This window comes from Desulfobulbaceae bacterium (genome assembly GCA_015231515.1).
Classification (GTDB): domain Bacteria; phylum Desulfobacterota; class Desulfobulbia; order Desulfobulbales; family VMSU01; genus JADGBM01.
This window is the reverse complement of sequence record JADGBM010000051.1, coordinates 1-431: the sequence shown is the minus strand read 5'-3', so window position 1 is coordinate 431 and position 431 is coordinate 1. Positions and strand designations below refer to the sequence as shown.

The window sequence follows — 431 nt, the reverse complement described above, 5'->3', positions numbered from 1 at the left end:
GATGCTACAGGCCCGCCTTCAACCACACAAAATCACGCGCCATTATGGTTGAAGGCCGAGGGACACATTTCGACCCACTGATTCTTGATGCCTTCCTTGCTCAAGAAAAAACTTTTCTTGAGATTTCCGCTCGCTTTTCCGACGAGGAGGAGCTCGTTCTGGGTGACCGATAATCCGTAACGAGTGCTTTTACAACCATGTTCCACACCATCACAAAGTTGGCTTGTGTCACGTTTTTCGAATGGATTCAATCAGGCTGGTGGTTGAAAAATTCGCTACCATGGGGATATTGATAACCTGCCCGCCCGCGGCAATGACCTCTTGAGCGCCAACAATTTTCTCAACTGGCCAGTCGGCACCCTTCACTAAAATATCCGGCATAATCTCGGTAATAAGGCCGAGCGGGGTGTCTTCATTAAAGATTACAATTA

1 protein-coding gene is annotated in these 431 nt (G+C 48.0%); it reads right to left on the bottom strand.

Annotated features, from left to right (window positions below; all coding sequences use genetic code 11):
* Nucleotides 1-228: 228 nt before the first annotated feature.
* Nucleotides 229-431 (bottom strand): hypothetical protein (locus HQK80_09330; GenBank protein ID MBF0222409.1); only part of this gene is annotated, 203 nt, incomplete at its 5' end.